The organism is Stenotrophomonas sp. AS012628 (genome assembly GCF_010608305.1).
In the GTDB taxonomy this organism is placed as follows: domain Bacteria; phylum Pseudomonadota; class Gammaproteobacteria; order Xanthomonadales; family Xanthomonadaceae; genus Stenotrophomonas; species Stenotrophomonas geniculata.
In genome coordinates, this window is the sequence record NZ_VMBJ01000060.1 from 1 (window position 1) to 25928 (window position 25928).

The 25928-nt window shown below is 66.8% G+C and carries 22 protein-coding genes; 3 read left to right on the forward strand and 19 right to left on the reverse strand.

Annotation, left to right across the window (positions count from 1 at the left end; translation table 11 throughout):
• Window positions 1-469 precede the first annotated feature (469 nt).
• Both G5A07_RS19415 and G5A07_RS19420 read left to right on the forward strand, forming a co-directional pair.
• Window positions 470-3547 carry a TonB-dependent receptor gene (locus G5A07_RS19415; protein WP_191863851.1) on the forward strand — a complete coding sequence of 1026 codons (3078 nt, stop codon included), beginning with the start codon at window positions 470-472 and terminating at the stop codon, window positions 3545-3547.
• Window positions 3548-3746: 199 nt separating this feature from the next.
• Entirely contained in the window at window positions 3747-3941 is a 195-nt protein-coding gene (locus tag G5A07_RS19420; protein WP_019338512.1) for a heavy-metal-associated domain-containing protein, read from the forward strand.
• A 78-nt stretch (window positions 3942-4019) separates the two neighbouring features.
• On the opposite strand, the gene cueR is transcribed toward G5A07_RS19420, so the two are convergent.
• The 19 genes from cueR to hisS form a co-directional block, all read right to left on the reverse strand.
• Window positions 4020-4475: a Cu(I)-responsive transcriptional regulator gene (gene cueR, locus G5A07_RS19425; RefSeq protein WP_191863852.1), complete on the reverse strand. Its 456-nt coding sequence runs from the start codon at window positions 4473-4475 to the stop codon at window positions 4020-4022.
• Between the two features lie 11 nt (window positions 4476-4486).
• On the reverse strand, window positions 4487-6988 hold the full coding sequence (locus G5A07_RS19430) for a heavy metal translocating P-type ATPase (RefSeq protein ID WP_191863853.1): 2502 nt from the start codon (window positions 6986-6988) through the stop codon (window positions 4487-4489).
• Window positions 6989-7116: 128 nt separating this feature from the next.
• Entirely contained in the window at window positions 7117-10074 is a 2958-nt protein-coding gene (locus G5A07_RS19435) for a TonB-dependent receptor (protein WP_191863854.1), read from the reverse strand.
• 407 nt (window positions 10075-10481) lie between these two features.
• Window positions 10482-11219, reverse strand: a complete 738-nt coding sequence (locus G5A07_RS19440) for a copper homeostasis protein CutC (RefSeq protein WP_191863855.1) — start codon at window positions 11217-11219, stop codon at window positions 10482-10484.
• Entirely contained in the window at window positions 11216-12214 is a 999-nt protein-coding gene (locus tag G5A07_RS19445; RefSeq protein WP_019661424.1) for a N(4)-(beta-N-acetylglucosaminyl)-L-asparaginase, read from the reverse strand. The genes G5A07_RS19440 and G5A07_RS19445 overlap by 4 nt, the downstream gene beginning before the upstream one ends.
• Before the next feature lie 51 nt (window positions 12215-12265).
• Window positions 12266-13288 carry a glucokinase gene (locus G5A07_RS19450; RefSeq protein ID WP_191863856.1) on the reverse strand — a complete coding sequence of 341 codons (1023 nt, stop codon included), beginning with the start codon at window positions 13286-13288 and terminating at the stop codon, window positions 12266-12268.
• Window positions 13289-13372: 84 nt separating this feature from the next.
• Window positions 13373-13657, reverse strand: a complete 285-nt coding sequence (locus G5A07_RS19455; RefSeq protein WP_005409434.1) for a hypothetical protein — start codon at window positions 13655-13657, stop codon at window positions 13373-13375.
• A 34-nt stretch (window positions 13658-13691) separates the two neighbouring features.
• Window positions 13692-15281, reverse strand: coding sequence for a calcineurin-like phosphoesterase family protein (locus G5A07_RS19460; RefSeq protein WP_191863857.1), 1590 nt, complete (start codon window positions 15279-15281; stop codon window positions 13692-13694).
• A 147-nt stretch (window positions 15282-15428) separates the two neighbouring features.
• Window positions 15429-16049, reverse strand: coding sequence for a bifunctional phosphoribosyl-AMP cyclohydrolase/phosphoribosyl-ATP diphosphatase HisIE (hisIE, locus tag G5A07_RS19465; protein WP_019338506.1), 621 nt, complete (start codon window positions 16047-16049; stop codon window positions 15429-15431).
• The gene (gene hisF / locus G5A07_RS19470; RefSeq protein WP_012480036.1) at window positions 16039-16815 is read right to left on the reverse strand and encodes an imidazole glycerol phosphate synthase subunit HisF; all 777 of its coding nucleotides are present in this window, start codon (window positions 16813-16815) and stop codon (window positions 16039-16041) included. The genes hisIE and hisF overlap by 11 nt, the downstream gene beginning before the upstream one ends.
• Window positions 16809-17543, reverse strand: a complete 735-nt coding sequence (gene hisA, locus G5A07_RS19475) for a 1-(5-phosphoribosyl)-5-[(5-phosphoribosylamino)methylideneamino]imidazole-4-carboxamide isomerase (protein WP_099560671.1) — start codon at window positions 17541-17543, stop codon at window positions 16809-16811. Before hisA ends, hisF begins: the two co-directional genes overlap by 7 nt.
• The gene (gene hisH / locus G5A07_RS19480; RefSeq protein ID WP_012480034.1) at window positions 17540-18142 is read right to left on the reverse strand and encodes an imidazole glycerol phosphate synthase subunit HisH; all 603 of its coding nucleotides are present in this window, start codon (window positions 18140-18142) and stop codon (window positions 17540-17542) included. The genes hisA and hisH overlap by 4 nt, the downstream gene beginning before the upstream one ends.
• Window positions 18139-19212 carry a bifunctional histidinol-phosphatase/imidazoleglycerol-phosphate dehydratase HisB gene (hisB, locus tag G5A07_RS19485; RefSeq protein WP_191863858.1) on the reverse strand — a complete coding sequence of 358 codons (1074 nt, stop codon included), beginning with the start codon at window positions 19210-19212 and terminating at the stop codon, window positions 18139-18141. The genes hisH and hisB overlap by 4 nt, the downstream gene beginning before the upstream one ends.
• Window positions 19209-20303 carry a histidinol-phosphate transaminase gene (hisC, locus tag G5A07_RS19490; RefSeq protein ID WP_191863859.1) on the reverse strand — a complete coding sequence of 365 codons (1095 nt, stop codon included), beginning with the start codon at window positions 20301-20303 and terminating at the stop codon, window positions 19209-19211. Before hisC ends, hisB begins: the two co-directional genes overlap by 4 nt.
• A complete protein-coding gene (gene hisD, locus G5A07_RS19495) occupies window positions 20300-21595 on the reverse strand; it encodes a histidinol dehydrogenase (protein WP_191863860.1) in 1296 nt (431 codons plus the stop codon). Before hisD ends, hisC begins: the two co-directional genes overlap by 4 nt.
• Window positions 21592-22503, reverse strand: a complete 912-nt coding sequence (gene hisG / locus G5A07_RS19500; protein WP_191863861.1) for an ATP phosphoribosyltransferase — start codon at window positions 22501-22503, stop codon at window positions 21592-21594. Before hisG ends, hisD begins: the two co-directional genes overlap by 4 nt.
• 34 nt (window positions 22504-22537) lie before the next feature.
• The gene (locus G5A07_RS19505) at window positions 22538-22846 is read right to left on the reverse strand and encodes a YerC/YecD family TrpR-related protein (RefSeq protein WP_167345309.1); all 309 of its coding nucleotides are present in this window, start codon (window positions 22844-22846) and stop codon (window positions 22538-22540) included.
• 414 nt (window positions 22847-23260) lie between these two features.
• Window positions 23261-23557: a hypothetical protein gene (locus G5A07_RS19510; RefSeq protein ID WP_191863862.1), complete on the reverse strand. Its 297-nt coding sequence runs from the start codon at window positions 23555-23557 to the stop codon at window positions 23261-23263.
• Entirely contained in the window at window positions 23554-24951 is a 1398-nt protein-coding gene (gene hisS / locus G5A07_RS19515) for a histidine--tRNA ligase (RefSeq protein WP_191851219.1), read from the reverse strand. The genes G5A07_RS19510 and hisS overlap by 4 nt, the downstream gene beginning before the upstream one ends.
• A gap of 126 nt (window positions 24952-25077) precedes the next feature.
• Between hisS and G5A07_RS19520 the strand changes: the two genes are divergently transcribed.
• Window positions 25078-25830 (forward strand): helix-turn-helix domain-containing protein, encoded by a 753-nt coding sequence (locus tag G5A07_RS19520; RefSeq protein ID WP_043397202.1) that lies wholly within the window; start codon window positions 25078-25080, stop codon window positions 25828-25830.
• Window positions 25831-25928: the final 98 nt, after the last annotated feature.

A 25928-nucleotide genomic window follows, 5' to 3' on the forward strand; every position in this document is an offset into this window, starting at 1 on the left:
AAGCCCCCATGGACGGGTTTACGGCGTCCCCGCAATCCGACACCGCCCTGCCCAACCCACAGACAACCCAGAGCCGTTTTGGTTTTGGTTTTGGCTTTGGTTTTGGCTTTGGCTTTCGCTTTGGCTTCGGCAGGTGCAGGGCGCAGCCCTGCCGACCCACCCTTCCCCTGCGCACGAAAACGATTTCACTGTTTTCAGCAAACCGTCATCCCTTCGCCACGCCAGTACCATATTGCGGAGCAGCATGCGCCCGCGCGCGACCCATGCTAAAAAACGCCCGCCCATCGCTTAGATCGATCCAAGAACGACGCTGCGATGGCCGGGAGTTGGGGGAGCAGCAACAGGACGTACCAGGCCACGCGCACGGTGCTACTGCCACTGCATGGCAATAGCGACAATGTCACTTCAAATTAGATCGATTCAAGTTGTCCGTGCCACGTCACCGGATCAATCCAGGAGAGAGGGAGAGATGGGAATGAAGCATTCAACACGTACGCATGGCCAGGACGTACTGGCGTTGGCCATCGCGCTGGCCTTGGCCGCCGCCGTCATTCCGGCTGGCGCCGCCGCGCAGCAGGCCGCTTCCACCGGCGCGCAGGACGCCACCAACCTGGACAGCGTCCAGGTCACCGGCTACCGCTACGCCATTGAAAAGAGCCTTGAGCAGAAGCGCGACGCCAACGCCGTGGTCGAAGTGATCACCGCCGAAGACGTCGGCAAGTTCCCCGACAAGAACGTGGCCGACGCACTGCAGCGCGTGCCCGGCGTGGTCATCACCCGCAGCGGCGGCGAAGGCAAGACCGTCAGCGTGCGTGGCCTGGCACCAGACCTGACCCTGACCCAGTTGAACGGCAACTACGTCGCCACGTCGGAAACCAACGACGAAGCGACCCGTTCGTTCAACTACACCCTGCTGCCGTCGAACATGCTGTCCAGCGCGGAGCTGTTCAAGTCGCCGGAAGCACGCATCGACGAAGGCGGCATCGGCGGCACGGTCATCCTGCACACCCGTCGTCCGCTGGACATGGAATCCAACTCGGGCTTCGTCACGCTCGAGGGCACCTCTTCCGATACCCACCACGATATCGACCCGCAGGCCTCGGCCCTGTATTCGTGGCACAGCAAGGATGAGCGTTTCGGCGTGCTGATCGGCGTGACGCAGCAGAAGCGCACCACCCGTACCATGGAAGCCAGCACCGAGGACTACCAGTGGTATGGCGCTGGCAAGGCGCGCGATGCCTATGGCAACGTGCAGGCGCAGGATGGCATCCACTACTGGTGGGGCAAGTCCGGTTTCAACAACCAGACCGGCGGCAACTACAGCGATTTCTTCATGCCGACGTCGGTCAACTTCGCGGTGAAGGAAGAGAAGCGCGAGCGCAAGGGCGGCCAGCTGACCTTCCAGTTCAAGCCGGTCGACAACGTCACGATGACGGCCAACTACTTCCGCTTCGAACTGCAGGGTGATTACACCCAGAACATGCTGAAGATTCCGGAATGGAGCATGGCCCGCTTCAATGGCGATGGAAACTGGGCCGGTGGACGCCTGCTCAACGGCCTGGACTTCGATCCCAGCGGCAACACCGTTACCGGCGCCCAGTTCGAAAAGCTGGCTGGAAAGACCTACTACTGCAATGAAGACCAGGCCAAGGCTGCCGGCCTCAAGCCCGGTGGCTGGGGCCCGGACGACTGCACGGTTCCGACGCCGCAGCTGACCGGTGGCTACAGCAAGGAAAAGGCGCTGTCGCAGACCGCTGACCTGACCATCGACTGGGACATCAGCCCGCTGTGGAAGGCCTCGTTCACCGGCGGCCGCACCTGGTCCGAAGGTGGTCCGTCGATGAACTTCCGGATGTCGGCCAAGCCGCGCCGCAAGGTCGGCAACGATTACCTGTCGGGCAATCTGTACAGCGCCTGGGATCTGACCGGCACGCCTTCGGCCACCTTCTCGCCCGACCTGCAGCAGCAGCTGATGAACGGCATCGCCGAAGTCGACACCGGCTCGACCGATTCGTCGTGGAAGCGCACCGAGGTCAAGCAGAACTACTTCCAGGCCGACGTCACCAAGCTGTTTGAATCCGGCTGGCTGGACTCCATCCAGTTCGGTGCCAAGTACCGTGATGGCCAGGTCCACCGCAACACCGGCAACACCTACTGGGTGTGCCCGGGCCGTGACCCGGCCGACTATGACAACAGCCGCTACCAGAGCGGCTGCGATCCGACTGCCGGCGATGCGCAGCCTGGCTTCTTCCTGTCCAACCCGATCAGCAACATCGCTGGTGGCTTCAATGCCAACGTTTTCCCGGGCATCAACTACCCGGCCTACATCGACTACCTGAACAAGACCTACGGCGGTTCGCACAACCGTACCGAGGAAGACTTCGTCTACAACGTCAACGAGAAGATCTATTCGGGCTACTTCCAGGCCAACTTCCGCACCGAGCGTCTGCGCGGCAACGTTGGCGTGCGCGTGGTGCGCACCAAGCAGTTCGCGCAGTCCTCCGACTCGATCGAGAAGTTCAACGACTACTTCCTGGACAACGCGTCCGGCGCGCCGATGGCGTGCACCGATCCGGCCGCTGCAGCCTACCCGACCTACAGCTGCGAGAGCGGCTTCGTGCGCCTGCCGCACGACCTGGCGCAGAGCAAGACCTACAGCCTGATCGGCGTGGATCGCACGTACACCGACGTGCTGCCGAGTTTCAATATCGCCTGGGACATCACCGACACGCTGGTGCTGCGTGGCGCCGCATCGAAGGTGATCGCCCGCCCCGGCTACACCGACATCGCAGCACCGGGCGCACTGAGCTATTACAGCGAAGAGTACGTCAATGATCGCCGCGTTGCCGGTGGCGCTTCGACCGCAGGCTGGGTGGGCCAGGGCAGCAACAAGCAGCTGGAACCGTTCAAGGCCACCCAGTTCGACCTGGGCCTGGAGTGGTACTTCCAGCCGGGCGCAGTCGCCGGCGTCGGCCTGTTCCGCAAGAACGTGGACAACTTCACTTTGCCGGTGGTGCGCGACACGCCGATGGTCATCAACGGTGAAGCGGTGAACGTGCAGCGCTACGAGACCCAGGCCAATGGCCGCGATGGTGTGTCGCAGGGCGTCGAGCTGTATGGCCAGTACACCTTCGATTTCGGCTTCGGCGTGCAGGCCAACTACACCTACAACGACACCAACCTGGCCTCGATTGTTCTGGACGGCCAGGAAATCGGCTCCTCGCCGCTGGTTGGCAGCGCCAAGAACCAGGCCAACGTCACGGTGTTCTACGAGAACGAGAAGTTCCTCGCGCGCGCTTCGTTCAACCGTCGCGGCCAGGTGGTCGGCGGGCTCAACAATGGCCTCACCGTCTACACCGAACCGTATGACCAGCTGGACCTGAATGTTGCCTACAACCTGACCCCGGACTGGACCCTGACCGCCTCGGTGATCAATGCCACCAAGTCCGAGCAGCGCGTGCACCTGGGCAATGACACCAAGGCCCGCCTCGTCTCCAACACCTACGCAGGCCGCCAGCTGTACTTCGGCGCCACCTGGAAGTTCTGAAGCACGACGGGTTGCGCGGGTACGCCCGGCGCAACCCACGCCCTGCTCCGGCGGGGACGTTCCTCCACGGCAGCCACGCTGGTACAGGTGGCTGCCGTTTTTTGTCGGCGCCTTGCCTGTCGTTCAGCCCGGCGCTTGACCCTGCCATCGTTGGAAGGTGCACACTGACTCCACCCCAAGAGCACCGAAGGAGCTACAGATGGAATTCCATGTTGAAGGCATGACCTGCGGTGGTTGCGCGCGCAGCGTGACCCGCGCGATCCAGCAGATCGATCCGAACGCCAGCGTGGTTGCCGACCCGCCGACCGGCCTGGTCAAGGTGCAGACCACCGCGTCGCAGGAACAGGTGTTCGCCGCGGTGAACGATGCAGGCTTTCCGCCTCGCACTGCCTGATTCCCTGAACTGCGTCCACAACGAAGCCCGCCCCGTGCACTGTCACAGGGCGGGCTTTTTGGTTCACGCGATATCGATTCAATGCTTCTGTGCGCGTCGCCGCACTGCACCGGTCTTCGCGGTATCAACCGGCCCCGGCGCCTCATCGTCCTCACCCAGCCGCTGCAGGATCGGGCACTCAGGGCGCTCGTCTCCCGCACAACAGCTGATCAGCGACTTCAGCGTGTCGGCCATCTGCCGCATGTGCTCGATGCGCTGTTCCAGATCGGCGATGTGCTGTTCGGCCAGATGCTTCACGTCGGCACTGTGCCGCGAGGTGTCGTTCCACAGCCCCAGCAGGTCAGTGATCTCGGCCACCTGGAAGCCGAGATCACGCGCGCGGCGGATGAAACGCAGGCGATGGATGTCCGCCTGCGAATACGCCCGGTAGCCAGACTCGGTGCGGTCGGCCGCAGGAATCAGGCCGATCTGTTCGTAGTAGCGGATCATCTTGGCCGAAACGCTGGAGGCCTTGGCGGCTTCACCGATGTTCATGCACGTCTCCTTCAATGGGTTGCGGCCGGGGCGTCCGCCATCGGTGCCTGGAAGCGGCGCAGGCGCAGTGCATTGCCCAGCACGAACACGCTGGACAGCGCCATCGCACCGGCCGCGAACACCGGCGACAGCAGCACGCCCCACACCGGGTACAGCACGCCGGCCGCTACCGGAATCAACGCGGTGTTGTAGGCGAAGGCCCAGAACAGGTTCTGCCGGATGTTGCCCAGCGTCGCCTTGGACAGCGCGATGGCATTGGGCACGCCCTGCAGATTGCCCGACATCAGCACCACATCGGCCGACTCCACCGCGATATCGGTGCCGGTACCGATGGCCAGGCCGACATCGGCTTCGGCCAGTGCCGGCGCATCATTGATGCCATCGCCGACGAAGGCGACGTGGCCATGCGTGGCCTTCAGGCGGCGCACGGCCTCGACCTTGCCTTCCGGCAGCACCTCGGCCACCACCTCATCGATGCCCAGCTCGCGCGCGATCGCCTGCGCGGTACCGGCGTTGTCACCGGTGATCATCGCCACCTTCAGGCCGAGCTGGTGCAGTGCCGCGATCGCGGCCGGCGTGCTCGGCTTGATCGGATCGGATACCGCGATGATCGCGGCCAGGCGGCCGTCGATGGCGGCATACAGCGGCGACTTGCCCTGCGTTCCAAGCTGGGTGGCCAGCGCCGCGAACGGCGTGATATCCACCCTCAGATCGCGCATGAAACGATCCGCCCCCACCTCCACGCGCGCGCCATCAACGCTGGCACGCACGCCCATGCCGGTGACCGATTCGAAATCGGCTATCGCCGGCAACGCGATGCCCTGCTCGGTGGCCGCATCCACGATGGCGCGGGCAATCGGATGCTCCGAGCGCGACTCCACTGCCGCCACCGCCCCCAGTACCGTACTGCGATCAAAACCGTCGGCGATCTCCAGGTCGGTCAGGCGCGGGCGGCCTTCGGTCAGCGTGCCGGTCTTGTCCACCGCCACCACCTGCGCGTCCTTCAGCAGCTGCAGCGCTTCACCCTTGCGGAAAAGCACACCCATTTCAGCGCCACGGCCAGTACCGACCATGATCGAGGTCGGCGTGGCCAAGCCCATCGCGCAGGGGCAGGCAATGATCAGCACCGCCACCGCATTGACCAGCGCGAAGCTCAGCGCCGGCGATGGACCGAAGATCAGCCAGACCGCGAAGGTCGCCAGCGCGGCCAGCATCACCGCCGGCACGAACCACAACGTGACCTTGTCGACCACCGCCTGGATCGGCAGCTTCGAGCCCTGCGCCTGTTCGACCATGCGGATGATCTGCGCCAACATCGTCTGCGCGCCCACCGCCGTGGCTCGCACCGTCAGTGCGCCCTTCTGGTTGACCGTGCCACCGACAACGCTGCTTCCCGGCTGCTTCTCGACCGGAATCGGCTCGCCGCTGATCATCGACTCGTCGATGTAGCTGCGACCCTCGACCACCTCGCCATCGACCGGCACGCGCTCGCCCGGGCGCACTTCCACCACGTCGCCGCTCTGCACTTCATTGACCGGGATGTCGACGGTGCGGCCGTCACGGATCACATGGGCGACCTTGGCCTGCAGGTTGACCAGGCGCTTGATCGCCTCGGAGGTACGGCCCTTGGCCCGAGCTTCAAGGAAGCGGCCGAGCAGGATCAGCGCGACGATCACCGCCGCCGCTTCGTAGTAGACGTTCACCGTGCCCGGCGGCAACAGCCGCGGTGCAAAGGTCGCTACCACCGAATAACCGAACGCCGCGGCGGTGCCCACCGCCACCAGTGAATTCATGTCCGGCGCCAGCCGCAGCAGTGCCGGGAAGCCCTTCTGGTAGAAACGGCGGCCGGGAATGGCCAGCACCAGGAGGGTCAGCACGAACTGCAGGTACCAGCTGGCCTGCATGCCGATGGTGGCCATCACCCACTCGTGCATGCCGGGAATCAGGTGCGAACCCATCTCCAGCACGAACACCGGTAGCGCCAGCGCGGACGCCACGATCAGGTCGCGTTTCAGTCCGGCGCGCTCGGCATCCTTCTTTTCTGCAGCCTCATCGTCGGACTGCACGCCGGCCTCGATCAGGTGTGCGGCGTAGCCGACCTTGTCGATGGCCGCCACCAGCGCGTCAACGCCTGCCACGCCGCGCACGGTCGCACGCTCCGTGGCCAGGTTCACGCTGGCCTGGCTGACGCCCGGCACCGCCAGCAGCGCGCGTTCCACGCGACCCACGCAGGAAGCGCAGGTCATGCCTTCCACGGCCAGTTCAACGGTAGCGGCGGGCACGTCATAGCCCACCCGCTCCACCGCCTGGATCAGCGCGGCCCGATCGACCGGGCCCGACGGGCGGATATCCGCGCGCTCGGTGGCCAGATTGACCGAAACACTGCCCACACCTTCGACCTTGGACAGCGCGGCCTCGACCCGGCCGACACAGCTGGCGCAGGTCATGCCCTCGATGGGCAGGCTGATGGTGGCGGGGCTTGCGGGGGCTGCAATGGCGCGGGGCGTGCTCATGATCGGATTCCCGGGGTTCCTTCTGGATGCGGACAGGCTAAACCTTGCCATCGTGGGAAGGTCAAATCCAGCCGCCACGTCCAGCCGGTATCGCCGGGCCAGGCCCGGCGTACCGCCCGCAATCCGCCTCAGAAGGTGAACACGTACTCCAGCGCGAACTCGCGGCCCACCGCGCCGAGCAGGCGGGTCGGGGCGAAGTCATAGTCCAGCTTGTACGGATCCTTGTGGTTCCAGCTGGCCGAATTGAACACGTTGTTGACGTAGACGTTGACCTTGGCGCGTTCGGTCACCTGGTAGCCCATGTTGAAGTTCCAGGTGATGAACGGCCCGACCCGCCCGTAGTAGCGCGTGGTCTGCTGGCCGGCGTTCGGGTTCGGGTTGGGCGAGCCATCCGGACGTGTTGCCGGTTCCAGGCAGTTCAGCGACGGGCTGTCGCTGGGCACATAGCCATCAGCGAACGGCAGACAGCCACCCGGGTTGTTCAGGCGATCGGTGCCCCAGTGGTAGCGCACGCCCGGCACCGAACCGATGCGGTCGGCATAGACATTGGCGTTCCAGTTGCCGCGCTGCCAGGCCAGGCTCGCGCGCAGCTTGCTGCGCAGGTCGCGGTCACGACGCTCCGGGTTCGGGTCGTTGGCGTAGCGCTGTTCCTTGGTCGAGATCTGGTTGGTGTAGTTCAGGCCCAGCTGGAAGCTGCCCCACTGCGCGGTTTCCAGGCGATAGCGCGCGGTCAGGTCGATACCGCGCACTTCGCGGCTGGCCAGGTTGAACGGCCCGCGCTCGATCGATACCAGACGGCCGTTGCTGTCGCGGTTCACGCGGGCCAGGATGCCGGCGCAGTATTCGCCACCGGCCGGATTGGCCCACGGTGTACCGTCGATGTTCTTGCCGGTCAGGCAGCCGGCTTCGCTGGCCAGCACCTCGTCGGCGCCGACGTCGACGATCATGTCTTCCAGCTTGATCGCCCAGTAGTCGGCACTGACCGACAGATTGGGCATCACATCCCAGACGAAACCGACCGTCCACGAATCGCCGGTTTCCGAACGCAGCAGTGGCGTGCCGCGGCGGTTCACGTCGAAGGTGTACCAGACGTCGGTGTTGCCCACGCCGCAGTTGTTGACCAGGTAAGCGCCGCTCTGGATGCAGCGCAGGCGGTCATAGGTCTGCACTTCGGAGCTGCTCGGCTGGCCCAGCAGGTAGTGCATGTCCGGCGCATGGAAACTGGTGGCGTAGGAGCCACGCACCAGCAGCGACTCCACCGGGCGCCATTCCAGGCCGACGTTCCAGGTGGTTTCCTTCTGGCTGCCGATGTCCAGCGCTTCGCCGCTGTTGTCAGCCTTGTAGTTGCCATAACGGTCATAGCGCGCGGCCGCAGTGGCGGTCACGCTCTCCAGCAGCGGGATCTTGAACTCGACGCCGGCCGAATAGCGGGTGCGCTCGCCGCCGCCGCGATCGACGTTCTGCAGGTCGAAGTCGATACCTGCACGCGGATCGGGGCTGAGGTGATAGCCCTGCTGCGCGACTTCGGCCACTGCCGCGAACGAAATCGGACCCGCCCACCCTTGGAAAAGCTCGCCGGTGATGTCCGCCGAAGCCTGGTTGACCCACGATGATGCGCGGTTCCTCGCCACCGTGCCCATCTGCCAGTACTGGTCCGGCGTCAGCGGATTCCACCAGCGCGATTCGTTCAGTGCGTAAATCGCCTCGCCATCGGCGGTGGTGCCCAGCTTCGGACCCAGGAAGTAGTCATACGACTTCTGCTTGTCGACCACGTTCTGCCGTTCTTCAACGCGGTAGTAGGAACGCCCCACTGTGGTGCTCCAGTCGAAGCGGTCAGCGAGGCGGCCACGCAGGCCGGCGCTCCAGTCCCAGGACAGTTCGCGGTTGGTGTTGCGCAGCGTATCCAGGCCACCGACTTCATTTGGCGTGAACTGGCGCACGCCCAGGATCGGGCGGTTGCGGTTGGCATCCCAGTAGTAGCCGTTGTCGTCGTCGATCAGCGACACGCTCGGCGGATTGGTGCCCCAGATCGCTTCGGAGCGGTAGACGGCCAGGTTGGTCCAGGCCTGCAGGTCATTGCTGAAGTCGAAGGTGGCATACAGGTTGCCGGACACGTTCTCGGCACCGCCCGTAAGCAGCCAGTTCGCATAGTCCGCACGCATGCCGCACAGGCGGCCGGTGTTGGTGATGGTGTTGGCGGCGTAGTTGTAGACCAATCGATCCGCGGTGTAGTACTCGCCATCGAACTTCTCGCAGGTGCCGGTGGGCGGCGCCAGGCGCTGACCGGTGGTCGGATCGATCAGCGCCAGGCCGGCGGTGGGACGGAAGCCGACTTTGCGTTGTTCCATGTTCCAGGACAGATACGGTGCATCATCGGCGTCGTCCATCTGCGGGCGGTCACGGCCAAACAGCGGGTCGCGCTTGGTGTACTGCAGCGCGTAGGTCACGCTCCAGTTGTCGTCGGTCCTGCCGCCGGCCCAGGACAGATCCCACGTATCGCGGCCGCCTTCGGTGGAGGTACCGCCGCGCACGCGCACTTCGTCGCCGTCGTAGTTGGTCTTGAGGATGACGTTGACCACGCCGGCGATCGCATCGGAGCCATAGATGGCCGAGGCGCCACCGGTCAGCACTTCGATGCGCTCCACCGCCGCGGCCGGAATGTTGCCGTAGTTGGAGAAGTTGGTTTCACCGCCATACGGCAGCGGGTAGTCCGCCACGCGACGGCCGTTGACCAGCAACAGCGAGCGGTTCGGGCCCATCCCGCGCAGATTCAGGCCGCTGGCATTGGGCGTATGCGAGCCCCACTGCGAGGCGGCTTCAACAGTGCCGGTCGCTTCGGTGAGGGTCTTCAGCGCGTCGTACACGCTGACGAAGCCTTCCTTCTGGATCTGCGCGGCGGTGATCACATTGACCGGTGCCGGGCCTTCGACACTGGCGCGCTTGATGCGCGAGCCGGTGACGGTGACCGCATCGAGATCCTTGGTGGACGAGCTTGGGGCTTCCTGCGCATTGGCAGCCAGGGGAAGCAGGGCCAGGACCAAGGCCTGGGACAGCAGGTGACGGCGCTTGCGGACGATCTGAGCCATGGGTGGTTGCTCTTCGAAAGTGTGAACGCATGGACGGGTGGTGGTGCGGCACTACCGGTGATCCGGGCGCCTGGATCGGTTCAGGACCGTCGCAGCACCCTCCCCTGTGGATCGATCCAAACTAAAGCACAGCTGAATCACACCCGGCATGCGGCGACGCAGCAACAGCCCGCGGAATGCCGCTACCGGCCGCCGTCATCCCGAACAATCAAAGGGTTGCGAAACATCGCTGAGAGAACGGCTCACACGTCAATGACACGATCGCGACAATCGCGCGCGGAACGGTTTTGTCCGTGATGCCGTGTACGGCCGACAGCGGGTCGTTGTAGATCCGAGCCCGCGCTCGGCTGCTGTTGTTCGCCGCGAAAAGCAGCCGAGCGTGGGCTCGGCTCTACAGAAGAGGCGGGCTACCTTGCGCCGTCCAGCGCCTGCCGCAGCGCGGCCACGGTCGCGGTGGCGGTCTGGCTCCAGTCCGGGTCCAAGCCGCGCAGGGCCGGGTTCTGGAACTGCATGGCCGAGCGGCGCAGGCCTTTTGCGGACGCGTGCAGTTCGGTACAGCCCGTCTGCCGCGCGACGGTTGCGATGTTGCCCGGGGCCAATCCGGCACCTGCCATCACCGTGATACGCCCGGCCGCCTGGGTGACCAGCGCCGCCAGCACTTCGGCACCGGCCTCGGCGCTGACCTGCCCGCCCGAGGTCAGCACGCGCTGGCAGCCCAGCCCGATCACCTGTTCCAGCGCTGCCGGCAGGTCGCGGGCCGCATCGAAGGCGCGATGGAAGGTCACCTGCAACGGCCCGGCGGCCTGCACCAGTTCCCGGCACAGCGCCAGGTCGATGCCGCCCTGCACGTCCAGCGCACCGATCACCACGCCATCGCAGCCCAGCGCGCGGCACTGCGCGATGTCACGCAGCATCAGTTCGGTTTCCAGCGCGTCGTAGTGGAAGTCGCCCGGGCGTGGCCGCACCAGCACGAACAGCGGAATCGACAGGCGTTCGCGGGCAATCGCGATGCTGGCGAAGGACGGCGTGGTGCCGCCCTCAGCCAGGTTGTCGAACAGCTCGATGCGGTCGGCGCCGCCGGCCTGCGCGGCCAGCGCCGAGGCCAGCGAGTTGCTGGCGATCTCCAGGGTCCGCCGCGTACTCACGCCTGGGAGCTCGTGTAGATCGACGGCGAGTCACGCAGGTCATCCTGGCGCTGCGCATCGCACACCGCATAGACGAAGCCACGATGCAGCGCGTAGGCGCCGACCTCGCCCTGCTTGTTCATGGCCAGGAAGCACACCTGCAGGGTCTTGCTCGCCTCCGGCCGCTTGCGCACCACACGGTCGATCGCTTCGCGGCAGGCCTGCGCCGGCGAGCGCCCCTGGCGCATCAGCTCGACCACCAGGAACGAGGCGGCGTTGCGGATCATCTCCTCGCCCACGCCCGAAGCAGTGGCCGCACCCACTTCGTTGTCGACATACAGGCCGGCACCGATGATCGGGCTGTCGCCGACCCGGCCGTGCAGTTTCCAGGCCATGCCGCTGGTGGTGCAGGCGCCGGCCAGGTTACCGCGGGCATCCAGCGCCAGCATGCCGATGGTGTCGTGGTTGTCGCTGTTGCCAGGAATGCCACGGCGCTCGGCATTGATCTGCGGCTGGTATTTCTCGGTCTTCAGCCACTCGCGCCAGGCCGCTTCGGCCTGCGGCGTCAGCAGGTGCCTGCGCTCGAAACCCTGCTGCACCGCGAACTGCTGCGCGCCCTCGCCCACCAGCAAAACATGCGGGCTGTTTTCCATCACTTTGCGGGCTACCGACACCGGATGCAGGATGTCCACCAGCGCGGCCACCGCGCCACAACGGCCATCGCCATCCATGATGCTCGCGTCCAGGCTGAGCACGCCGTCGCGATCGGGGTTGCCGCAATGGCCGACGGTGGGGTTGCACAGCTCGCTCTCGGCCCAGCGTGCGCCCGCTTCCACCGCATCCAGCGCGCTGCCGCCCTGCGACAGCACCTTCCATGCGGCCTGGTTGGCCGGCACGCCGAAGTCCCAGGTCGAAACCACCTTGGCCCCACCCTGCGTGCGCGCCTGCACGCCCGGCAAAGCCGCCATGCCTGCAGCCAGTGCACCGGCCTGCAGGAACTGCCTGCGATCCACCATCTTCCCCTCCCAGTCTGCAATGCACGGCCGGCACGATGCCGGTCATGCCGATCAGTCGTGCGTGGGCTGTCGTGCGGCGTGCCAGACCGCTGCACCGAGCACGCCCAGCTGGCCATGCTCCACGCGCCACACCGGTACCTGGCGCAGCACCTCGGTCAGCACGCCCTTGTTGAGGAAGCGCTCACGGAAGCGGCCATCGGCCAGGAAATCCTGCACATGCGCGGAAATGCCCCCGGCCAGGTACACCGAGCGTGCACCGACGGCGATCGCTGCGTCGCCGGCCAGGCTGCCCAACCAGGCGCAGAACACCTGCAGCGTCTCCACCGCCAGCGCGTCTGCACCGCTGCGGGCGGCACCGATCAGTGCTTCGGTACTGGTCCACACCGGGATGACGCCGCGCAGCTCGCACAGGCACGGGTACAGGTTCATCAGGCCACTGCCGGACAGCACGCGCTCGTTGTCCACGTGCGCCCAGCGCTGCAGCAGTTTGCCCAGCACCTGCAGTTCCAGCGCGTTGCCGGCGCCGAGCGCGGCATGGCCGATCTCGCTGGCCAGCACCGGGCGCTCGCCATCGGCGAAACGCAGTGCCGCGCCCAGGCCGGTACCGGCGCCCAGCACCAGCGCCGGGAACGCCTGCGCCGGGTCAGCATCGCCGTTCAGCGGCACCAGCGTATCCGGCTGCAGATAGGGGATGGCCAGCGCCACCGCTTCGAAATCATTGATCAACTGCAGCTCATGCAGCCCGGACTGCGCGCGGGTGGTCGACAGCGAGACCGTCCACGGCAGATTGGAATTGATCAGCACGTCGCCATCGAGCAGGCCGGCGATGGCGACCACCGCGGTATGCACCGGCTGGCCGAGGCCAGCGGTGAAATCAGCAAGGATCGCCGCCAGGCTGGGATGCTCGGCGCAGGCGTAGGTGCGATGGCTGCCCAGCAGCGGCGCCTGGCCGGGTTGGGTTCCAGCCAGCGCAAGGCGGGCGAAGGTGCCACCGACATCGGCGACCACCAGACAGCGCGGAGGACCGCCGCGGGCGGAGTCGGAGGAAACCGGGGACGCTGCTGCGATGGTCACGCTGGCCTGCTTGGATCGATTGAATCGCCCCGATTCTCAGGCATCGGGGCGGCTTTGCCTAGCACGCCGATGATTCAGGTTGGCCTACATGCCTTCCTGTTCGGCCACCTGCACACCATCCACCAGCACGCGCAGCCGCTGCGGGCGGAAGCCGGCAAACAGCAGCGGCCGGGTACGCTCGACCAGCACTTCGTGGCCTGCGATGTGGCGCAGCCACGACTGTACCAGCGAGAAGGAGAAGTGCGTGCCCGGATGCAGCGGATGCTGCACCCAGACCTTCTCGGTGGCGCTCTGCAGCAGCATCGCGCCGGTGAACCAGTGGCGGCTGAGGGTCACCGGCGTGGTGCCGGCCATGAAGCGGATATCCATGCGGGGTCCTTTCGCTGGGGCCGTGATGCGGAGGTCAGGGCTGGGCAGTCTGCAGGCTGTAGCGGGTGGTGGCGGTGAACACCGCACCGTCAGGCTGGGTGGAGCGTACTTCGACCTTGTGGCTGCCCACCGCCAGATCGGTCGGCAGCGCGCCACGCCACAGGTGCGGCGATGCGGTGGCCTCCGGCGAGCGGTCGTAGCCACGCAGGCTGTCAGCCAGATCGTCGGCCACGTTCTCCACCATCAGGCGCGGATCGGGCTGGCTGACCTGCTTCATCGGCTGCCAGGCGCCGCCATCGACGCGGTACTCGACCACGCTGGCATCCTCACCCATGTAGACGTTGGCATAGATGCCCCACGCCGGGTAGGCCCCCTGGCGCAGCACCTTCGGCGCATGCAGGCCGATCTGCTCGCTGGCCGACTTGCCCGCCACGCGGTACTGCAGCTTGTAGCTGCCATTGCCGGCCACGTCGAGCAATGCATAGCCCTTCGGCGTGCCATCGCTCATGGTGCTGTCCGGCACGCCGGCGGCATTCTTCACGCCCGACCAGAACGCACCGCAGTTGGCACCCACGTTGTACTCATGCAGCGGCTTGTCGCCGTTCCAGCCGTCGGCCTTACCGTGGTAGACGTGCTGCTGGGTGTGGCTGTGGCCGCTGAGCACCAGCACGTTGCGGAAGTCCTTCAACAGGTCGAACAGGCGCTGACGGTCAGCATGGCGGAAGGTCTCGCGTCCCGGCGCGGCGTCGAACAGCGGGATGTGCATGCCCAGTACCAGCAGGCGGTCCTTGTGCAGGCCCTTCAGGTAGCTGGCAAGGAAGGCGAACTGGTCTTCGCGCAGTCCACCGACATACTTCGGTTTGGCCTTGGGGTCGTACACCACGTCATCGAGGAACACGAAACTGGCGCCACCCTCTTCCACCGCGTAGGTGTCCGGGCCATAGATGTTGCGCCAACTGTCCAGCGAGTGCTCATCGCTGGCGGCATCGAAATCGAGGTCGTGGTTGCCCGGCACATGGAACCACGGCACGCCAAGTTCGGTGGTGACCTTGTTGATCGCCGGATACAGGGTCAGGTCGTCGTTGACGATGTCACCCAGGGTGGTGCCCATGCGCGCCCTCGTCTGACCGACCAGCGGCGCCACGATCGACTGCTGGTAGTAGCCGATGTCCTTCAGGCTGGCGGTCTGCGAATCGGTGAACACCAGCATCTGGAAACCGCGGCGGCTGTCATGGCGATCCGACTGCAGCGCGAAATCCCAGTTGCGGGTGACATCGCTGGTGGCGGCGATGCCACCGTACTTCAGCGCCGGCGAGCCATTCGGGCGGTAATGGCGCCAGAACGAGGGCAGGCCATCAGCCGCCTTCGGGAACGAATACGCATCGGGCTTGATCACGAACACGGTCTGGCCATCGCGCACCGGCAGGCTGTAGCTGCCGTCGGCGGCGGTCTTGACGATGGCCTCGCCATTGGAGACCTGCACCCCGGCCAGGCCCGGATCGGTCGCGCCGCGCCCCGGCCGGCCGTCGCGCTCCAGATAGACCTTGCCGGTGACCACGGTGTCCGCGGCCCAGGCCGGCGAGGTCAGCAACAGGCAGCACAGCCACGCGGCAGGCAGTTTCATGGGAGAGATCCAGCAGAAAGAGACGCGGTATTGTAGAGCCGAGCCATGCTCGGCTGCATTTCAAGATGGTAGTACCGGCCGCTGGCCGGCAACCCTCAGATGCCAGGCGAGCATGAGTTGCCGGCCAGCGGTCGGCACTACCGCAGCTCAACGATGGCGCTTTTCCAGCACCGCGCGCGCATCCTCCAGCGACAGCCCGCGCGCGCGCAGCAGCACCAGCAGGTGGTACAGCAGGTCCGAAGTCTCGCCCAGCAGCGCCTCGTCATCCTGCGCCACCGCCGCCAAGGCGGTCTCCACGCCCTCCTCGCCCACCTTCTGCGCGATGCGGCGGATGCCGCCCTCGAACAGGCTGGTGGTGTAGCTGCCCGGTGGCCGCTGCGCCTCGCGCATCGCCACCAGCTGGCCCAGCCCGCCCAGGAAGTCCTTCGGCGCCTGGTCGAAACAGCTCTCGGCGCCGGTATGGCAGGTCGGCCCGGCGGGACGTGCCATCACCAGCAACGTATCGGCATCGCAGTCGACGCTGATCGACTGCACCACCAGCACGTTGCCGGACAGCTCACCCTTGGTCCACAACCGTTGCTTGCTGCGGCTGAAGAAAGTCATGTGGCCGATGGCCAGCGTGGCCGCCAGCGACTCTGCGCTGACATAGCCCAGCATCAGCACCTGCAGGGTATCGGCATCCTGCACCACTGCCGGCAGCAGGCCGTCGCCCTTGCCCCAGTCCAGCGCCTGCAACGCGTCCAAGGACGGCCTGATTTCAATAGACATCCCGCACCTCGATCTGCTGTCCGCGCAGGTAGCGCTTCAATTCTGGAATGGCGATGGCGCCGCTGTGGAACACACTGGCCGCCAGCGCGCCGTCGACGTCGGCCTGGTCGAAGGCTTCGGCAAAGTGCTCCATCGCGCCGGCACCGCCAGAGGCGATCAACGGTACCTGGCACAGTGCCCGCGCCTGTTGCAGTTGCACGACATCGTAGCCACGGCGCACGCCATCGCTGTCCATGCAGTTCAGCACGATCTCACCGGCGCCCCGCCGTTGCGCCTCGACAATCCAGTCCAGGGTGCGCAGTGGCACCGCCTGGGTCTTGTCCGGGTCGCCGCTGAAGCGGCGCACCCGCCACTGTCCATCGGTCTCGCGTACCGAATCGACACCGACCACTACACACTGCACGCCGAACTCGTCGGCCAGTTCAGTGATCAGTTCCGGACGGCCCAGCGCCGGCGAGTTGATCGACACCTTGTCGGCACCGGCGAACAGCACGCGACGCGCGGTTTCCACGCTGTCGATGCCACCGGCCACGCAGAACGGAATGTCGATCAGCCGCGCGATGCGCTCGATCCAGGCCACGTCCACTGAACGCGCCTCGGGGCTGGCGCCGATGTCATAGAACACCAGCTCGTCGGCGCCCTGGTCACGGTAGCGCTGCGCCAGCTCGGCGATATCGCCCATGTCGACGTGGTCGCGGAAACGCACGCCCTTGACCACGCGGCCATCGCGCACGTCCAGGCACGGAATGATGCGCCGGCTCAACATGCCAGTGCCTCCGCCAGGTCCATGCGCTGCTCCAGCAGCGCCTTGCCAAGGATCGCGCCACCGCAGCCTGCACGTCGCGCTTCGGCAACGTCGGCCACGTCACGGATGCCGCCGGAAGCCTGCACCGCCACGCCCGGCAGCAGCGCCGACAGGTGCTGGTAGAGGCTGATGTTGGGCCCGGCCAGCATGCCGTCGCGGGCGATGTCGGTGCACAGCAGGTGGCGCATGCCGGCGCGTGCGTAGCGCTGAGCCAGAACGTCCAGGGTCACCCCGGCGTTCTCGGTCCAGCCGTGCACCGGCAGCTGCCACTGGCCCTGTGCATCCTGGCGGGCGTCAAGCGCAATGGTGATGCGTTCGGCGCCGAATTCCTCCAGCCAGCCCACCACCTCATCGGGACGGCGCACGGCCAGCGAGCCGACCACTACGCGACCGGCGCCAGCATCGAGGATGCGCGCCACGTCGTCGCGACCGCGCACGCCACCGCCGGTCTGCACCTGCAGCGGCGTCTGCGCACGGATCGACGCGAGCAGCGGCGCAAGGGTGTAGCCACCGGCACGCGCAGCGTCCAGGTCGACCAGATGCATCCACTGCGCGCCCTGCGCAGCAAAGGCCTGCGCGCGCGGCAGGGCGTCGTCGCCATACGAGGTTTCCTGCGCGTAGTCGCCCTGGCGCAGCCGCACCACGCGGCCATCACGGATATCCAGCGCGGGGTAAACGATGAAACTCATGCAGCCGTGCCCTCGAGGAAGTTGCGCAGCATCAGCGAGCCGGTCTCGCCGGAGCGCTCGGGGTGGAACTGTGCGCCGTAGTAACGCCCCTGCTCCACCACGGCAGTGAACAGGCCACCGTGGTCGCAGGCAGCGACAGTGTGGGTATTGAGTGGTGCCGCATAGCTGTGCACGAAGTAGGCGCTGGCGCGCTCCGGCACACCGCGCAGCAGCAGCGATTCGCGCAGCGGCAGCAGCCGGTTCCAGCCCATGTGCGGCACGCGGATGCCGCAGGCCGGCACCAGCTTGCGCACCACGCCGGGAATCAGCCCCAGTGTCTCCACACCCGCTTCCTCGGAGCGTTCGAACAGCAGCTGCATGCCGAGGCAGATACCCATCAGCGGCACCTCCAGTCGCTGCAGCGATTCCACCAGGCCCTGCGCGTGCAGACGCTGCATGCCGGGACCGGCGGCGCCGACACCGGGCAGGATCACCCGCTGCGCGCCGATCAGGCCGTCCGCATCGCGCACCAGCCGCACCGTCGCACCCAGACGCTCCAATGCATAGCGCACCGAGCCCAGGTTGGCACCGCCGGCATCGATCAGCGCGACGTCGCTCACAACGCCCCCTTGGTGGAAGGCAGCGCGGTGCCCTGCCGGGCCAACGCCGGACGCAGCGCACGCGCCAGCGCCTTGAAGCACGCCTCGACCTTGTGGTGATCGTTGTCGCCGCGCACCTGCAGGTTGAGGTTCAGGCCACTGGCGTCGCACAGCGAGCGGAAGAAGTGCGGCACCAGCTCGGTCGGCATGTCGCCCACGCGCTCACGCTTGAACTCGCCCTCGAACACGAAGTACGGGCGGCCGCTGAAGTCCAGCGCAGCACTGGCCAGCGTCTCGTCCATCGGCAGGGTAAAACCGTAGCGGCCGATGCCGCGCTTGTCGCCCAGCGCCTCGCGCAGGGCCTGGCCCAGGGCCAGCCCGGTGTCCTCGATGGTGTGGTGCTCATCGATGTGCAGGTCACCCTCGGCCTGGATATCGAGGGCGAAGCCGCCGTGCTTGCCGATCTGTTCGAGCATGTGATCGAAGAACGGCAGGCCGGTGGCGATGCGCGCATCACCGGCGCGATCGAGGTCCAGCTCAACGCGGATCTTGGTCTCCTTCGTGTTGCGCTGGACCACGGCGGTGCGCGGCGCGTCGGCCAGCGCGTGGGCGATGCCCGGCCAGTCCCACTCGCCGCCGAACTGCGCGGTGCGCAGTTGGAAGCCACGGATGTTGAGGTTGTCGGCGAACTGCAGATCGGTGATGCGGTCACCGACCATGCCCGAGCGCGCCCAGTCGATGCTGCGGTCCTGCAGGTAGGCGGTCATCAGGCCGATGCCCGGCTTGCGGGTCGGCGCATTGTCCTGTGGCCAGCTGCAATCGATCAGCACGTCACGGAAGGTGATGCCCTGGCTCTCGAAAATCTGCAGCATCAGCTCGTTGGGACCGTCGAAGCTGGCACGTGGGTAGCTGTCGCTGCCCAGGCCATCCTGGTTGGTGACGATCACGAACTGGTAACCGGCATCCCGCAGCTTCAGCAGCGCCGGGATCACCTGCGGCACGAAGCGCAGTTTCTCGTAGGCGTCGATCTGGAAATCGGACGGCTCCTCGATGAGGGTGCCGTCGCGGTCGATGAACAGGATCGGGGTCATGCTGCGGCCCTCCGCGCCGACAGGGCCACAAGTACGCGGTCATTCTCTTCGGGGCTGCCGATACTGATGCGCAGTGCATCGCCCAGCTGTGGCGCGGCGCGCTGGTCGCGCACCACCACGCCTGCAGCCAGCAGCGTATCGAACGCGGCCTGGGCATCGGAGAAGCGGACCAGCAGGTAGTTGCCGGACGAGCGGTACACGCGACGAACGCCGGGTAGGCCGGGCAGCGCAGCGAACAGGCGTTCGCGTTCGGCGATGACCGTGGCCACGCGCTCGGCGGTGCGTGCCAGCACGGCCGGCTGCAGTGCCAGCACGGCCAGTTCCGCGCATGGCGTCGGCACCGGGTACGGCGCCTGGCAGCGGCGCAGCATGGCAATCAGCTCGGGGGCGGCGATCAGGCTGCCGACACGGGCAGCAGCCAGCGCGTGCGCCTTGGACAAGGTGCGCAGTACCGCAAGGTTGGCGTGCGCGGCCAGCAACGTGGTCGCCGACGGACGCAGCGCGTACTCGACGTAAGCCTCGTCGACCACCACCAGCGCCTGCCCGCGCAGAGCGGCGGCCACCCGCTCGATCTCGGCCAGGCCGATATCGCTGCCGGCCGGGTTGGACGGCGCGCACAGGAAGACCAGCTTGGCGTTGCGCGACTTGGCCGTATCGATCACAGCATCCAGATCCGTACGCAGGCCGACTTCGGTATCAACCAGCGGCACCTCAAGCAGTGCGGCGCCCTGCAGGCGCACGCAGACCGCATACATGCCGAACACCGGCGGCGTGACCAGCACGCCATCGCGGCCCGGCACGCACAGCGCGCGCACCAGCAGATCAATGGCTTCGTCACTGCCGCGACCAATCAGCAGCTGCTGTGGCGTCACGCCGTACAGCGCCGCCAGTCCCTCGCGCAATGCCAACGGCTGCGGTTCGGGATAGCGCCGGCTGCTGCCTGCGGCATCAGCGGGATTGGCCCAGGCCGACTCATTGGCGTTCAACCAGACCTCGCCCTGCACCGCCGCGCTGCGCGCCGAGCTGTAGCCAGCGAACGCCTGCAGATCCGGGCGCACCAGTGCCAGCACGTCATCAATGGCGGCGCTCATGCGGCAGCCTCCATGCGCAGGGCAACCGCACGTTCGTGCGCGTCCAGGCCTTCAGCGCTGGCGATGATGCGTGCGCAGCCGCCGATTGCGGCCAGGCCGGCGGCGCTGGCGCTCTGCACGCTGATCAGGTTCTGGAAGCTGGCCACGCTGACGCCACTGTAGGCACGCGCGGCACCGGCGGTCGGCAGCACGTGGTTGGTGCCGCTGCAGTAGTCGCCCAGTGCTTCGGGGGTGAAGTCCCCCAGGAACACCGAGCCGGCCGCCTGCACCTGGTCCAGCCAGTCGCGCGGCTGGCGCAGCGCCAGGATCAGGTGTTCGGGCGCATAGCGGTTACCGATCGCAAAGGCTTCATCCAGCGAATCGACCTGGATCAACCGCGAAGCCGACAATGCCTGGCGCGCGATCTGCTGGCGCGGCAGCAGGGCGACCTGGCGCTCCACTTCGGCCTCGACCGCCGCCAGCATCGCGGCATCGTCGGTCAGCAGAAGGACCTGCGAATCCGGGCCATGCTCGGCCTGCGACAGCAGATCGGCAGCCACGAACGCCGGATTGGCACCCGCATCGGCGATCACCAGCACTTCCGACGGGCCGGCCGGCATGTCGATGGCGGCGGCGCCGTCCTGTGCGACCTGCTGCTTGGCTTCGGTGACGAAGCTGTTGCCGGGCCCGAACAGCTTGTCGCAGGCCGGAATGCTGGCGGTGCCATAGGCCATCGCGGCAATCGCCTGCGCGCCGCCCAGCTTGAACACACGCTGCACGCCGGTCAGCCGCGCGGCCACCAGCACCGCCGGATCCGCGCTGCCATCGGCGCGTGGCGGCGTACACAGCACCACCTGCGGGCAGCCGGCCAGCTGCGCGGGAACACCCAGCATCAGCGCGGTGGACGGCAGCGGTGCGCTGCCCGCCGGCACATACAGGCCCACACGGCCAATCGGACGCAGCATGCGCTCGCAGACCACGCCCGGTGCGGTCTCCACGGCATAGCCCTTGCCCATGCCAGCCTCATGGAAGCGCGTGATGCGCTCGGCAGCTTCGACCATCGCCTGGCGCAGTTCGGCCGGCACCGCCGCTTCGGCGGCCGCGAACTCGTTTTCGGACACTTCAAAGGAGACCAGCTCGACACCGTCGAAACGTGCGGTGATCGCACGCAGCGCGTCGTCACCCTGTTCGCGCACTTCTGCAATCAGCGTGGCCACCGCGTCGCGGGTCTGCTGCGCCACGGTCTGCACCGGGCGGGTCAATGCCGCGCTACGCGCGGCCTCATCAAGTCGGGACCAGATCAGACGGTTCATGCCAGCGATCGCTCCACGCTCAACACCATCAGGCCCTGCGCGCCAGCGCGCTCCAGTTCTTCCATGCGCTGCCAGCTCAACGGGCCGGGGCACATGGTCTGCAGGCGCAGCGCACCGCCATCGGCCGGCAGCCGCACCAGCGGCTCGGCATCGGCCAGCAGCTGTGCCAGCGCATCCACGCGGTCTTCGCTGGCGCGGAACATCAGCAGCTTGCGGTCCTGGCGCTGCACCACGCCGTCGAGACGGCGCAGCAGCATCGCGCGCAGCGATGCACGCGCATCATCCGGCACGCGCACCGCACCGGCCAGCACCGCCTCGCTGTCGAGCAGGTTGTGCACCGGGGTCAACTGGTTGGCGCGCAGCGTGGCGCCGCTGGAGACCAGGTCGCAGATCAGGTCGGCGGTACCGAGGCGTGGCGCGATCTCCACCGAACCGGACAGCTCGATCACCTGTGCATCCACGCCCTGCTCATCCAGCCACTGCTTGAGGATGGCCGGATAGCTGGTGGCGATGCGGGTGCCGGCCAGCTGCGCCGGGCCCTGCCACTGCCATTCCTCAGGCACCGCCAGCATCAGCCGACACTGGCCGAAGCCCAGCCCGCGCAGCGCCTGGTAGGCATCGGGCAGGCCGACCTGACGGCGGGCCGCGGCCTGCTCATCCAGCTCGTTGCGGCCGACGATGCCGAGGTCGCAGACGCCGTCGGCGATCAGGCCCGGGATGTCGTCATCGCGCACCAGCAGCAGGTCCACCGGCAGCGATTCACCGTAGCAGAACAGCTTGTCGCGGCTTTCGCGCCAGCTCAGGCCACAGGCGCTGAGCAGGTTGCGGGCGGGCTCGGCCAGCCGGCCACTCTTCTGGATGGCGATACGCAGCCGGTCGCGTGCCGGCGCTGCCTGGGTTGCACTCATGGGGGAGGTCTCGAAGTTCGGAACGGGGCGCGGGTCAGCGCGAAGCAAGGCGGTCGATGGCGGCGGCATAGCCTCGATGGCCATGCTCGAGCGTGCGTGCCACACGTCCGGTGGTGGTCACGCTGACCCCGGTGCGCTCGTGGATCTCGCGGTATGGCACGCCCTGCTGCAGCAGCGGCACGACCTTCCAGCGGTCGGCCATGGCTTCCAGTTCGGCGGGCGTGCACAGGTCGCGCAGGAACGCCTCCACCTGCTCCGGCTCGCGCAGGGCGGCAAAGGCCCGGGCCAGGGCTTGCAGGTCGGCCTTCGGGTCTTTGGCGGCAATGTCGGGGCGGGCTTTCACGGGGTCGTTTCCATGCATCAATGTAATAGCTCGTTAGTACATTAGCGCATTCTTGCACGGTGCGTCAAATCGAGGGTTGGGGGGATACGGCATGGCTGCGCCCTGCACCCGCAGAAACAAAAGCCAGTGCAACAGCAAAGGCCTGCATTCCGTGGGATGGCGGGGAGGGTCCGGTGGCAGGGGGCGCCGTAAACCCGTCCATGGGGGCTTGGTCGCGGCATCCATGCCGCTCACACCCCTGCCACCGGACCCTCCCCGCCTTCGACAGTTGGCTGCGATCTGGCGGATCTCGCTGGAAAGCTGATCGGAACCGGCTTTTATCGAGTCGAGCCATGCTCGACTGCTCTTTCCCATAAACGCAGAACGCCCACCAAAGGTGGGCGTTCTACTTTGAAATCAATACGCTGGCGACGCTCAGGGCTGGCAGTGGACCTTCGCCTGCAGCGCACCGCGCCGCAGGCATTCGCCGAACAGGCTGCCCTGTCGGCTGGGATGAGACTGCTGGTTCTGCAGCCTCCCTGCCCCGCGCGGGCACGTCCGCGTGGCCAGGGCCTGCAGATCCTGCTCAAGCTGCGCCCGGTCGATCACATGGCAGCGATCAACCACCAGCTGGTACTGGGCCGGGCCGATCCGGGTGCTGCGCAGCGCCGGATCACTCTGGCAACCCGCCAGCAGGAGCAGCGTCAGCGCCCCTGCGGCGGCACGCTTCACGCCATGACCCGCGACTGCTCCAACTCCACCTGCAGGGTGCTGGCCAGCTCGTCGCGGGAGACTTCGAACTGCTGCTCGCGCAACAGGTCCTTCACCGCCACCACGCCGCGCGCCAGCTCGTCCTCACCGGCCAGCACCACGAAGCGGATGCCGGCCTTGGCGGCGTACTGGAACTGCTTGCCGATCTTCTTCGGTTCCATTTGCACTTCGGTATTGATGCCACCGGCGCGCAGGCGGCGCGCGATGTCCAGCGACTGCGGCATACCCTGCTCGTCCATCAGCGCCACCAGCGCCTGCACGCTGCTGGCTTCGATGCCGTCGATCAGGCCCGCTTCGCGCAGCTGCCAGAACAGGCGCGACAGGCCGATGGAAATGCCCACGCCCGGCAGCTTCGACTTGCTGTAGTGGCTGGCCAGGTCTTCGTAGCGGCCGCCCGAGCAGATCGAGCCGATCTGCGGGTGATCGGTCAGCGTGGTCTCGTAGACGGTGCCGGTGTAGTAGTCCAGGCCGCGCGCGATGGAGAAGTTCAGGCAGTACGCGGTTTCCGGCACGCCCAGCGCCTGCACCAGCTGCAGCACTTCGCGTAGTTCAGCAACACCGGCACGCAGGATCTCCGAAGAACCGGCGTCGGCTTCAAGCGTGGCCAGGTGCGCCAGCGCATCGGCATGACCCTGCGAACGCACGGCCACGAATGCCAGGATCTTCTCGACCTGCTCGGCCGGAATCTCGAAGCCCTCGCCCACCAGCGTTTCGCGCACGTAATCGGCACCGCGCTTGTCCAGCTTGTCCACTTCGCGCAGTACCGCCAGCTGGCGCTCGCCTTCGGCCACGCCCAGGCTTTCGAAGAAGCCGCGCATCAGCTTGCGGTTGTTCAGCTGGATGCTGAAGTCACCGATGCGCAGTTCCGAGAACACCGCGTGGATGACCGCCAGCACTTCGGCGTCGTAACGCACGCTCAGGCTGTCCTTGCCGATCACGTCGATGTCGCACTGGTAGAACTCGCGGAAACGGCCGCGCTGGGCACGCTCGCCACGGTACACGCGCTGCATCTGGTAACGGCGGAACGGGAAGGTCAGTTCGTGTTCGTGCTCGGCCACGTAGCGCGCCAGCGGCACGGTCAGGTCGAAGCGCAGCGCCATTTCCGGCAGCGAACGATCACCCGATTCGGCGGCGTTGGCCAGCGCACCGGTGGACTGCACGAAATACACCTGGCGCTCGGTCTCGCCACCGGACTTGGTCAGCAGCACGTCGGACAGCTCGAACACCGGCGTCTCCACCGGCAGGAACCCGAAGCGCTCGTAGTTGCGGCGGATGACATCCAGCATGCGCTGGAACGCAATCTGCTCGCGCGGCAGCAGTTCAAGGGTGCCGGGCGGGGTACGGGGCTTGATCACGGGCGGAACTCCTGCTGGAACGGGACGTGGGAGGGGGCGACATTCTAGCGCCCCCGCCTCCGGCAAGGTCGAACGGCCGCTTGAAGTATCATAAGGCCCTCCCCGCCCGCGATACGCCCCCGCAACATGTCCCGGCCTTCCGGCGCTCCGCCCGCCACCAACGATCCCGCCTCGCCGTCCTGCGCCACGCTGGACTGCCTGCACTGCTCGGTTCGCCACCTTGCGGTGTGCTCGGCGCTGTCGCCCGATGAAGTGCAGGCGCTGGAACAGGTCACCGTATCGCAGCAGGTCAGCATGGGCAGCACGCTGGCCCGCACCGGTGAAGAGCGCGACCATGTCTATACATTGACCGGCGGCGCACTGCGCCTGGTGCGCACCCTGGCCGACGGCCGCCGCCAGATCAACGGCTTCGTGCTGCCCGGCGACTACCTGGGCCTGAGCGGCAGCGATCACCACCGCTACGACATCGAGGCCATCGCCGACAGCCGGGTATGCCGCGTTGCGCTGCCACAGATGAAGGCGTTGCGCAGCCGCTTCCCGCACCTGGAGCGCAAGCTGCTGCAGCGCGCCTGCCAGGAACTGGATGCCGCACAGGATGCTGCGCTGGCACTCGCACGCCTGCAGCCTGCCGAAAAACTGGCCGATTTCCTGCTGCGCCTGGCTGCACGCGAGGCCAAGCTGGGTGGCGACGGCCTGCGTGTGTCGCTGCCAATGGGCCGCGGCGACATCGCCGACCACCTGGGCCTGACCATGGAAACGGTCAGCCGCACCTTCACCAAGCTGCGCCAGCAGGGGCTGATCGCCCTGCCCCACCTGAACGTGGTGGAGATCCTCGACGAGGACGGGCTGCGCACGCTGGCCGGTGAAGGGTTGATCTGACCGCATCGCGGTTGGTGGGGTTGCCAGCCAGCGGCCGGCACTACCCGTGTTGCGCGAAGGGCATTGTAGAGTCGAGATCCTATGTTCGTGGTCAAGCC